At 50.9% G+C, this 12,468-nt stretch carries 6 protein-coding genes; all 6 read right to left on the reverse strand.

Features of this window, described 5'->3' with window-relative positions; genetic code table 11:
• Positions 1-5: 5 nt before the first annotated feature.
• Positions 6-4,541: a DUF6443 domain-containing protein gene (locus tag KG007_RS07395; protein WP_213347911.1), complete on the reverse strand. Its 4,536-nt coding sequence runs from the start codon at positions 4,539-4,541 to the stop codon at positions 6-8.
• Complete coding sequence (locus KG007_RS07400; RefSeq protein WP_213347912.1) at positions 4,495-7,461, reverse strand: hypothetical protein; 2,967 nt, start codon at positions 7,459-7,461, stop codon at positions 4,495-4,497. The genes KG007_RS07395 and KG007_RS07400 overlap by 47 nt, the downstream gene beginning before the upstream one ends.
• Positions 7,462-7,941: 480 nt before the next feature.
• Positions 7,942-10,239 carry an ATP-binding protein gene (locus tag KG007_RS07405; RefSeq protein ID WP_249413277.1) on the reverse strand — a complete coding sequence of 766 codons (2,298 nt, stop codon included), beginning with the start codon at positions 10,237-10,239 and terminating at the stop codon, positions 7,942-7,944.
• Between the two features lie 179 nt (positions 10,240-10,418).
• Entirely contained in the window at positions 10,419-11,336 is a 918-nt protein-coding gene (locus tag KG007_RS07410; RefSeq protein ID WP_213347914.1) for a transporter, read from the reverse strand.
• Complete coding sequence (locus KG007_RS07415; RefSeq protein WP_213347915.1) at positions 11,337-11,786, reverse strand: GatB/YqeY domain-containing protein; 450 nt, start codon at positions 11,784-11,786, stop codon at positions 11,337-11,339.
• A gap of 34 nt (positions 11,787-11,820) precedes the next feature.
• On the reverse strand, positions 11,821-12,468 hold the full coding sequence (locus KG007_RS07420; protein WP_213347916.1) for a GNAT family N-acetyltransferase: 648 nt from the start codon (positions 12,466-12,468) through the stop codon (positions 11,821-11,823).

Here is a 12,468-nt window from a genome sequence, read left to right on the forward strand (position 1 = left end):
CGAACTTAGTTAATTATGTATTGATTATTTGATTCATATATTTTTTTTGAGATTTCGCCCGGTTTCATATTAGAAACATTCAAATTAGCTTGTGTTCCCTTATGATTTTTTCGCGTTGTTTGTTTTGCATTTATATCGCCATGTTTACGGGCTGCACTTTGTTCTGCCCCTTGAATAACACGTCTTTCTTCTTTAGTTGAATATTGGTTGTCGGAATTAGGTTTTATCGAATCATTATATTCTTTTTTAGCAGAATCATCATTCTCCCGCACAACCTTATCATATCTCTGAGCATGATCAGCTTCATGTGCCAATGCTGTAGCAGGAGACATTAGAATACCTTCGTCTGTTAATACCAAATGATTAGGATCCCAATTTATAGTTTTAGTCTTAGTATTAAAATTTGTTTTATATACAGATTTAGCTTCGTTTATGTAATATACATTCTCCGAAGCTTCTAATTTTGCCATATTCCCCGAAGTTCCTTTACTATTCATGTATCTGATTGTAGCAGTAAATTTATCTTTAAATTCTTGAGATACCCCATCTGCAAAATAAACTTTTCTACCATCCGGATCAATAAGACGAATTGAATTATTCAAACAAAAAACATACGGACCAACCGGATAATATTTTTCCGCCAACGGATCTACGCTTCCCCAACCGAGCCGGTATTTCGGATCGTACATCCGTGCGCCGTAATCGGTATAGGGAACATTTACAAATGCCTGCTCTTCTTTGCCGTTGTAGCGGTAACGGTTGTCGGAGATCGGAGATGCGGAATTGTCCCAGCGAAGACCGAAGGCGTAGTAGTCGTTGCGCTCGAGGATTTCGCCGTCGGCATCAAACACGACACGAACGCTGCCCAGATGGTCGGTCAGATGGTAAACAGGCGACAGCCCCGAAGCCGTCGCGACAAACCGGCCCCCGCCGAAAGATCCGCTTTCAAGCGAAAGTTTACCGCCCTGCTTCCTATATACCAAAGAACCCAGATAAAACAACCCATTGCCGGAGGCATCCGTCGCCGAGAGTTTTGTGCCATCCGAAAGATACGAATAGTTTGCTTCAATTCCATCCGATCCGCTAACTTTTTCGGTCAGATTCAGCAGGTTGTACGTAAGATCGAGGTTATTCGCTCCGTCGTACGTCATATTTCCGTTGGCGTCGTAAGTGTAGTCGAAGGGAGAGATCGTGCCGGACAACGCAGTCAACTGATTGCCCGAGTAACTATAGACAAGGCTGTCGGCAATCACACCGCCGGAGGTCCGCTTTAGCGTCAGTATATTGCCGTTACGATCGTAGGACAGACCTTTTTCAACAAACCGGTCGTCCGGAACGCCCGCAATATACTGCCGGGTATCCGTCAGTCGCGACAGAGCGTCGTAAGCGAAGCAATAGGTGTTTGGCTGGGAGTCGGCAATGTCGGGTCCCCGGTGCTGCCAATCCCACTCGGTGATATTACCCGTATAGCTCGGCTTCGTATCCGAATGCTGCGGATCATAGTAACGGAGCCGCATTCCGAACCTGTCGCCGCGCTGCTCCGAGAGCCAACCCTGAAGCGTGTACCCGAACTCTTCGGTCAGACCCGCGCCGGTGCTTTCCCGATACACGTCCACTTCCGAGAGCCCGACGCCTGCGCCCGGGAACGGAATCGTAACGACTTCGAGCCTGGGCGATTTGTCCCATGTAAAGTCGCAGTACATCGCAATGGCCCAGGAGACGATCTCCGAATTGAGTTTCTCCATCTGCGGAAGATAGTAATATTCGATCCGGCTATTGGAGGCGTCCGTACAGATAAAGTATTCGGGATTGATTACGTCGCTGTCGTCTTCGATTACAAAATCGTAAATATCGTAATCGGAAAAATGGGAGGAAGAGCCGTAAACCATAATGTCCGAAACCGACCAGTTCGTTTTCAGGGGTTTGGACGTATCGACCTTCAGCCAACGGGTACTGTCTACCCGGACTTTGGCGCTGACGCTCGTTTCGCCACACGTCTTGGTAACGAGACGCCCCTGATCATCATAACCGTAACGCACAACAGCCGGAGCGCTGCCATCGAGAATCGAAACCTCGGACAACAACCGTCCCCGAAGATCATAGCCGAACCGGGTGGTCTTCGTATCCGGCGGCGTATCACCGGCTTCCGTTTGATGCGATTCGCACTGCGCAAGGATATTTCCCACGAAATCGTACTTGACGCTCGTCCGGCTGATGCCGCCCAGGTGGTTTCGTTCGACCGTCTGAACAATCCGGCCTTTGCTGTCGTAATAATAAGCCCGCTCGACATACGCCTGCGAAATCCCATCGTTTGCAGGGTTCAGCATTAATTGTCTGTCATAGACCTTCAGGCCTGTCGTACGGTTGTCGACATCTGAATCGATAACTACGTCATCCACAGGAGAAAACGCCAGATAAGAGGGAATTTCGAACGCCGAAATACCGGACTGGAACGGACGGACGGATGCCCCGCTCCAAACGGGCAGATACTCATAGCCCCCGTATCTGTCGTCGGACAGAATGTCGATCAATACGAATTCGTTTGTCGGAAACGGTTTGTAGGGATTATCCGATCCACCCAAAACCGGATAGGAATTATCGAAGTCCGCGGCATCGTAACGGGCTTGCAGGACCGCCCTCGACAATGAACCGCCATTCCGGACCAGACTTCGGGAAACGACGCGGCCCAGTTTGTCATAAACACAATAAGTCCACTCGTTCCGGAGCCGCTGCTCCCCGTCTTGAGTCAATACAAGACGGTCGGCGTTATCGTAAACCTGATAAATCCATCCGGCTCCCGGAAGTTTGCGTTCCACGACACGATTATAGGGGTCATACCTGTACGCATAACCGTATTGCGCGAACTTCGGATCGTCGACACTCATATCAATCCGACTCCTGAGCAAAGAATCCAGCGCCGGAGGAAAGACCATGGCGAGATTGCCCAATTCGTCATACACATAATAGGTATCGAAATACGCGCCGCCATCCCCGATCCTTCTCGAAAGAACATCTCTCCCCAGTTGATCCCTGAAAAGGAAACTCTTCCGGCCGTCTTCATCCGCCGATCTGCTCGCAACAAGCTCGCCCGACCCATAATATCCGTCGATCCGGACGCCGTCGGCAGCTTCATTCAGCGCCAGTTTCACGCAATTCCAACCGCCGTCGTTAAGTCCTTCGCTGAATTCCGCAGAATGCCCGGGATGTGCCGGCAATTTTTCGGACGGTATTCCCGACAAATCTTCGGGATCGGGATGCTCATAACCCGTATTTATCGCCACATCGCCGTCATACGGCCCTACGTACGAGAATTCATTTTTGGTGAACAGGTTCCACAGATCGGGCTTCTCGGAGGCTGTGGAAGCGTAAAACCGATCTCTGATTTCATACATCATATTGAGCGAAGTAGAGACCTCGCTCTTCCCGGACACTTTACCGGAGTTGTCATAGGTAAAATAAATCAAATTACCGTCAGACGGACAGCCGTCTGCAGAATACAGGACGACCTGGCCGGCTTTGTTATAAATAATCACGGTCCATACATCCGTTCCGGGTACTTTTTTCTCCGTTATCCGATTATACCGATCATAGACATAGGCATAACCGGATGATGCCCGTTCCATATCAGAAGGATCCATATAAGTATATTTTTTAAGAAGCGGGATCAGTTCCGGTGTAATGACCAGACTCGGACCGGATTCATTATAAACATAATAAGTATCCAGAGATTCTCCATTCTCTCCAAACACTCTCGACATCACTATTTTCGACGACAGGTCTTTGTATACAAAAATTTCTTTTCTGTTTTCACCTTCCAGTTTACTCACGGTTAACTCTCCGGGAGAAAAGCAATCTTCGAAATAAGCATAATAGCCGTTTTCGGCTGATTGAATCCTCAAAATATCCGCCTCCGTATTACCCCCGATCGGCTGCCAGACAGATAACTCTCCGGGCTGTGGAATCATATGCTCTTCGTCGGTAAACGTATCGTACCCGGGCTTGTACTGCGCCACGGGATTATTTCCCGGAGAGGCTTCGTAATAGGTCGTCGCAAACGGCGCCGAATCGCCGTGATAGTCACAGATACTCTCCTTTAACGGGGAGGTCAGCGTATTGAACGCGCCGTTTCCTTGCATGATCCACGGCAGCCATTGCGTATCTTTCGCCAGGGATTGCGTGCGCAGATACTCGTTGAAACAGACTGCGTCCCGACCCTCGGGAGTGAACTCCATCTCGATCGTCTGGGAAAGCCGGCCGAAAGCGTCGTAATAACTGATCGTATTTATGGGATTTCCGGCCTGCTTTGCGGTGTATCTCTTTTGAAGCACATAGTTACGATCGCCGGAAAGGGATAAAGACGGCGAAGCGGCATAGACTGCACTCCTGCCGAGGGAATCGGTCGCCGGTGACGGGCAAACGACTGCTGCCGAGACTTCCACACTCGCCCCTATCGGCAGGCTGAGCATGAAAAATGCAATATATCTTTTCATGGTATTATTGGCAATAGTTGTATTGGTACTCTTCCAGAATGTTGTTTTCATGATCCAGGACTTTACTCAATCGTCCCGCATGATCGTACTCGTAGTTTGTGCATTTCCCCCGGGGATCGGTTATACGGCTGATACCCACGGAAGGTTTGTATTCAAGGGTCGTTACCAACGCACCGGGAAGCCGGGTCCTCAAATTATTGAGGCTGAGCAGATCGCTGACGCCCGGGAAGAGTCCGGTAAGCATGCGGTTTATCACAGACTGGCCCAACGAGGCGCTTACCTCTGCATAGGTGGCATTCCGTATCTCGGCGATCAACCGGCGGCCGCCGTATCCCCACAGGTAAACGGACGTTTTTTCATTGTCGGTGATCTGCACGGGATTCCCCATCACGTCGAACTTGTCGACACGCTGCGTCATGCGCAGTCGATTCAATCCGGGACCCTCCGAAATGCTCACGGCACGGGGTATCGGATTGCTGTCCGTATTCAGGTATTTCGTTTTGGTAAACCACGTTTTACCGGAAACGGATTTTTCAGCCAGCAACACGGTTGAAAGTATATTATTGTTTATCAACCCGGTACGCCCCGCCTCTTCCCGGGAATCGGCGAACGTCAGATCCTGGGGATACTTGTAGTCCGTCACCACGGGATAGGGATCGGCCTGCACCGTTTCTCTCGTAGGATACATGTGATCCGGATTGCCGTATACATAGACAACACTTTTGGTCGAAGTCTTGTTCTCGTCGAACGTCCGGATCGTCTGTTTAGTCAGCCTGTTGCAGCCCGTCGAAATCGAATAAGACGCATGATAGGACAAGCCGTACTCTCCGGGAAGGACATAGCCTTCGCTTTTGAGCACATTGTCGGGGAAATCCGGGTATCTCGACCTCGCCGCAGCATAACACATTCCGAACGGAATGGATTTGTTTTTGTAGAACGCGTATTCGTTCGTCTCCATTCTGATAGGACAGTAGTCGCTCGTTTTAGGATTGTACTTATATTCGGTTTTTTGCAGCAATTTGCCACGCATCCATCCCGACTCGATATCTGCGACCAGCGTAGTGCCGGGAATCCGGGACGAGGAGGAACCTCCTCCGACATCATAAACGTACTCCGTTTTCCCTTTTCCGTCCACGTATTCCGTAACATAGTCGTAACAAACGACCGCCCCGTTCTGAAAAAACAGGTTGTTCAAAGGCGTAGGGGTATAAATCCTGATCCGGGTAATATCCGCCAGCGTATAACTTTCCATATCGCTCGGATATCCGTAATTAAGGTATTCATACATATAATCGTCCAGCGTTACTTCACGGCTAAGATACCCTCCTCCGTCCTCGTTCAGGCCGTACTTGAAGGTTCGCGTCACGGTAGCGCCGCTCACCGGATCGAACTCCTCGATCTTCCCGATACGGTTCCCTCCTGTTAACTCCACAGCACCGTCATAATCCTTTCGCCGGTTCTGCTCGTAATGGAAAGTCGATTTTCGTCCGGTCGGAAAGGTCACCGACTTCAAAAGACCGTATTGGGAGCAGTCATTCGGAGATTTGCCGGCGCTCCCTATTTGCAAATGACGCGTATCGGACCCCGCCCAACCGCCGTCCTCGTGGTAATACAGGCAGTCGATCTCCTGTAAGGGTACTGCCGTGGATGGATTGATGCCGGTGTAATACCCCCAATGGTCGACGCCCCTGCAATTGGCCGCCGGAACACCTTGGGGATTATAGTAATCGAAACTGTACGTTTGATCCAACCGGTGATTTTCGCCGTAAATACGTATTTCGTCCAATTTCTTTTTCGAATACGGGTTCTCTGCGGGCGGATTGAAGGCGGAGTGGGTAAACTCAATCGTTTTAATAACTTTATTGGTCGCCTTGTCGGTAACGGTTATCTTTTCAATGTGATTGGTAACCGAGCCCGCAGCCTTAAAAATATCTACTCGCACGGTTCTGGATTCGACAGAGGTAAGATACCTTTCATGCGACAAGGTATTGGCCGAAGGGGTGGCATATTCGGGCGGTGAATAACAGCTAACCTCATTTTTTTCGTCTTCCAGGATATTGGACACCCGTACCCTTGAAGCCCCGGTCCGCTCGGTCATGAAAGGAAACTTCAGATACTGAATACCGTAATATTTAACAGCCCTGTCCATATCTATATACCCCGGGGTCGCCTTATAAATATCTTCCACGGTAACATAGTCGTCGATCGACGGCAGGTAGATGTTGTAATCCTCCTTGGTGTATCCGAACGAAACGGTGTCAGCCTTGTCCGGAGAGACCACCTCCATGATTTTCCAGGAAGTGCAGAGGGACGAAGCATTCCGGTCGTAGGCATAAATACCCGAACCTTTCAACGACACTCCGAACCGGTAAAAATAGCCTTTGTCATCCCAGATATTGAAAGCCGAAAGATCGGTATTGTTATTGGCGGTAGTTACTTTCACCGGCTCGAAGGGAATAGTCTCGATGACCGGATCCTTATAGTCCGAGGAAGATCCCCGGTTGAAGACGAATTTTCCCGAGTTGGACAACAGTTTGTAATAATATACGTCCGGATACTCGTCTTCCACCCCTTCGGCAAGGTATCTTAGATAGGTAAGGCGATCGCGGTACTTCTTCCAGCCGCCATTACGCATATAACAATAATCATCGGGCATACTGTTTATCTTACGGCCCAAGGACGGTCCGAAATCAAGGCTCCAGCCCGAGCCTATCCGGTTGTTCAGTTCATTCACCTTAAGTCCCGCTCCGTGGTATTTTATCGAGAGGGGAATTTCGATATCGCCCTGCTTGATGACGTACAGGGGTATCTCGACGCTTGCAAGACCATAGGCGAGATCGACCGGATGGTCAATAAACTTGATGATCTCCGCCGTCGCGGGCGGAATTACGGTGGGCGAGAAAGCCTCCGATTGAGAATAAGCCTCCTTGCCTGACAGGCAGAGACAGATAAAAACGGCGATTTTTCTCATGGGTCAAGAATGAATTTTATGGATACGACATATCGGCAGAGCGGGAAGATACCCCATCTGTCTACCATACCAAAAATAATTTATTATTCCGTTCGCCCGACGAAAACAGCCGCTAACAAACAACACGACAAATACTTGACAATCAGCAATATTAGCGCACAAAAATCCTAACAAACACTTTCAAGGGTTAAATGAGGGATTTCGAGGTTGCAAAACCTCAAAAAACATAATTATTCAGCGATTGCCTCTTTGTATCCGTCCCGTTATCCGCAGAGAAGGTCAAGTAAAAAAACTGGCATCAGGATGTGAAATAGTAAAAAAGCGCAGACCGTGCGTTTCTTGGACGCACGGTCAAATGATGTTGCAGGCAAAACTTGTTAGCGGATAAGCCCTATACCGTTCACTGATTTATCGTGACGCCGCCGGTCACGAAATTTAATAAATGCCCTGTTCAGCGGGTTGGCAACCGCAAAATTACCGTTACAGCGGGAGTTCCGCCCAGAATGTAGAACCTTTGCCGACCTCGGAATCCACCCCGATGTTCCCGCCCTGCGCATCGACAATCGCTTTGCAGATAGAGAGTCCCAATCCGGTTCCCTGGGCGAAGCCGTTCAGCTTCTCGAAGCGGTTGAATATTTTTTCCCGGCTCTCTTCCGGAATGCCGATCCCGGTATCGGTACAATAAACCCTCAATCGACCACCGTCAACGGTATATCCGATTCGGATGGAACCGTTCTTCGTGAATTTAATCGCATTGTTGACAAAGTTGGTCACAATCTGACTCAGGCGCCCTTTATCCAGGCAGACATTGTAATTCCCGTTCGGAATCTCGCAGGCAAAAGAAACCCCGGGATTCATCTTCTGGCTGTAAACAGCACCCAAATCCCCAAACAGACCGGCCAAATCGAACTCATCCTTTACCAGGTCGACATAACCGGCTTCGATCTTGGAAAGATCGAGGATATCGTTGATGAGCGTAAGCAGCAGGTCGTTATTGGTAGAGATGATTTTCCAGAACTCGTCTTTTTCCTCCTCGCTTTCCGCCGTATGGAGCAACTCGGAAAAGCCGACGATGGCATTGAGCGGAGTCCGTATTTCATGGCTCATATTGGCTACGAAAACCGATTTGAGTTTATCCGACTGTTCCGCTTTTTCCTTGGCCGCAAGCGCTTCGTTACGGGTCATTTCCAACTCATTCTGAATCTGCTTGCGATGGGTAATATTGTCGATACGGAGAATGACACCTTCCACGTCGCCCTGTTCATTCAGCACCGGATTGGCATAGATTTCGAAAACGCCGCCCGGAATAGTATATTCGGCATGCTCGACATGCTTGGACGCCATTGCCCGCATCATCGCACACCCCTGACACGGAGCATCCGAGTCGTGGCTGCTTCGGTAGCACAATTTTCCGGCCTCGTAGTATCGCTTGCCGTCCGCCTGGACCGGGAAGATGGAAGAGACATTTTCCCAGATGACCTTATAATCAGGTGAAATATACACCAACCCAGAATTGATATTATTGAGGATCAGCGCATTCTGCTTATTTATTTTTTTAAGCTCCTGGGTCATGCCATACCATTCGGTCACATCCTTCTGCGTACCGGTGAGGCATATTATCTTACCGTTCTTCTTCCTTGGAATAATCTGGCTTTCGTAATAACGGTATTCTCCGTTCTCCGACAAATAGCGGAATACGGCGATCCCTTTTTCCTTTTCGCCCCGAATCACAGCTTCCAACAATTCAATCTGCATCCGGTGATCGTCGGGATGGAGCCTGTTCAGGTTTTCTTCAAAAGTGAGTCCTTCCCCGGCAAGGGCATTGCCCAGAACGGTGTAGAAAATCCGCTTGTCTATATCGTACATCCAGGCAGCCATATCCCCGGCATCCAAAGCCAAAGTCAGGTTCTGGTGGGCTTCCTGCAACTCCTGGTTTTTCTTTTCATAATTGGTCGCATCGGAGACGAGCAGCATGATAGCCTGCACGCCGCCGTTGCTGTCTTTTATTTTCCGGACTTTGCAGTTCAGGAAAATCGATTCGGACAACCCGGTTTCGAAATAGCGTTCCCGGGCCGCGGTTTGCAGGTTGTATTCGAGACTTGCCTCCGTAAGGTCGTTGGTGCGAATCTCAGTCTTGAGGTGGTCGGGAATAATCGGGTCTTCGAACAGATTGATGTGTTTGGCCAAATGGGCCCCGATATCGTCTACGCCGAAAATAGAGGCCAGCGCAGGGTTGATGAATTGCTGATAGCCGTCTTTATCGTATATGGCCAGTCCGACGGGAAGCGTTTCGGCAATGGTTTCCCGCTCCCTGTGCAACTGTTCGTAACGGGAACTCAGGTTGGACTCCTCCGTGATGTCCCGGGTGGAAATAATCGTCCCTTCGATTTCGCCCCGTTCGTTCAATATCGGCTTTATGTTGTTCTGGATCCGGATCTTGCCCGAACGAGTACTGTTCGAATAATAATTCTCCTTTTTAAGCAGGTCGAAATCGTAATAGAAATCACAGACACAGGGGCGATACCTGTCGGACTCGTCCTTTATCTGCGATTTGTAGTTCGGGTTGTCATAAAGACATATCCGGCTTTTCAATAAATGCTCCTTGTCCCCACAGCCATAAATCTGCAGCGCGCTTTCATTTATATCGACCAAAATGCCGTCTTTGTCATAATATTCCAAACCGACAGGGCTTGCATCGAAAACCGCATTGTAATCCAATGCGGTTTTCGCAGTTTCCCGATCGTCGTCTCTTCTGTAGTCTGCTTTCCGTGTCGCCATAATTCATTCAAGACCGCCATATGGCATATACGACGCCCTCTTCGTTTGGATATTAGCAAATATACGATAAAATAATCGACTTTTCTATCGTACGGCCTAAAAACAACTTGCCGAAGGAAACAAGAAAACTGCGAGAATAAGAGAAAGGCGGATAAATAACTATAAAACGCTATTTATAGTTAATTCATTCGCCCTTCCCTGTCTTTTTTCCACAACTGATAGGAGTTCACGAAATTCTGCCACACGATGTAAGCCGTGGGCGCGATCGAGGCGATCGGGTCGAGGAACGACTGGGCCATCCACACCGCGAGGACCGTGTTTTTCTGGCCCAGCGACTGGCCGCCCGCCGGAGCGTCGCCGTAACGGCGTCCCAGCATGCGGCCCACCTTGAACTGCGCAAGACAGATCACAAGCGCCGCGAAGGCCAGCCACAGTTCGGTCGAAAGCGAAGCGTCGTGCAGGTCGATGATGAAAGCCGTCGTGCGGCCGATGATGACCAGCAGCGAAGCCAGCCACATGTAAAACGAAATCTGACTGTGGTCGCCGACCCATTTCGCAGCCTTCGGAATAACCATACGGCAGAACTGCGCCGCAGCGAACGGCATCACCAGCAGCGGCGCGATACGGGCCAGAATTTGCGCAAAGGTACATGCACCCGTTCCCGTAAAGGTCAGGATCACGGGCGCCAGCAGGGCGACGGCCATGTTGCAGAGAAGGCTGTAAGTCGCCATCGTAGCGACATTGGCCCCCAGCATGCCGCCGATAACCACCGCGGCCATCGCTACGGGAGCCAGCACGCAAACCATCGCCCCCTGCGCCAGGATACCGTTCAGGGGCCGCAGGAGCAGGAAAATCCCGACACAGGCCACGACCTGAACCAGCAACAGCCAAAAATGAAGCATCGAAGGCTTCATCTGGCTGGGTTTCACGCGGCAGAAGGTGACGAACAGCATCAGGAAGATCAACGTCGGGGTGATCATCTGCCCCGTCCACACCTCCAGCGCCGCGATCGGGCGGCACAACAGCGCACCGACGATCATGGCCGAAGGCATGGCAATGGTCTTCACATTGCGGTGCAGGTGTTCCAGCAGGTGCATTTAGGACAGCAACTCCTTGACCTTGGCCGAAATGTCCTTGCCGTCGGCACGGCCTGCGAGGCGTTTCGAAGCGACGCCCATCACCTTGCCCATCTCCTTCATCGACGATGCGCCGACCTCGGCGATAATGGCCTTCACTTCGGCAGCGAGTTCCTCGGCGCTCAGTTGTTTGGGCAGAAACTCCTGGAAAACGGCTACCTGGGCCAGCTCCTCCGACGCCAGGTCGGAACGGTTCTGCTCGGTGAAGATCGCCGCCGAATCGGTTCCCTGCTTGGCGAGTTTGGAGATGATTTTCAGCACGTCGGCATCGGGCAGTTCGGCGATTTCCGGACCCGCGGTCTTGGCCTCGATGATGTATTTCTTCGCATTGCGCAGGGCGCTCAGGCGCACCGTATCCTTGGCCTTCATGGCCTCCATGATTCCTTTCGAAATCTGTTGTTCCAACGACATAATCAATTTATTTGGTTAAGATTAAACTCAATTTTCAATCTGCGGGCCTGCGCACGACGACAATTTCGTCGAAACGCGCCTGCGACGCCGTGCCGCGAACTTTCTCCTTCGCGGGAAACTCCCGGTCGAAAACCTCGGCGGCAGTTTCGTCGACCTCGTAAGCCGAATCCTCGACGTAGCGGCCCCGGACACCGGAAAGGGCCCCTTCGTACAGTTCGCAGACATGGAGCGCCATGGCATACATGTCATCGGCAGTCCGGATGCCGAGCAGTTCGGCCGGGACGAAACCCTGATACAGGTAGTAGTCCGGATCGCCGCAGAGCAGCACGGCCCGGAATCCCATCTCCCGGGCCAGTTCGCGGGTGCGCCCGATCAGCCTGCCGCCGATTCCCTTGCGCTGGTACTCCGGCAGGACCGAGATCGGCCCGAGGCTCAGGACCTCGTATTTCACGCCGTCGTCACCCTGGATAACTCCTTTCATGCAGACGACATTGCCGACGATCCGCCCGTCGTGCTCCGCCACAAGATCCAGTTCGGGCACGAAGGCCGGGCTGTCGCGCATGACATGCAACAGGTAGTGCTCGTTGCATCCGGGTGAAAAGTGGTTCCAGAATGCCTCCCGCGTAACGTTCTCCGTTTCCCGGTAATCGGCGGGCTGTTCGGTTCTCAGTTTTATCTCCAT

The sequence above is a fragment of the Alistipes montrealensis genome (genome assembly GCF_018362775.1).
Classification (GTDB): domain Bacteria; phylum Bacteroidota; class Bacteroidia; order Bacteroidales; family Rikenellaceae; genus Alistipes; species Alistipes montrealensis.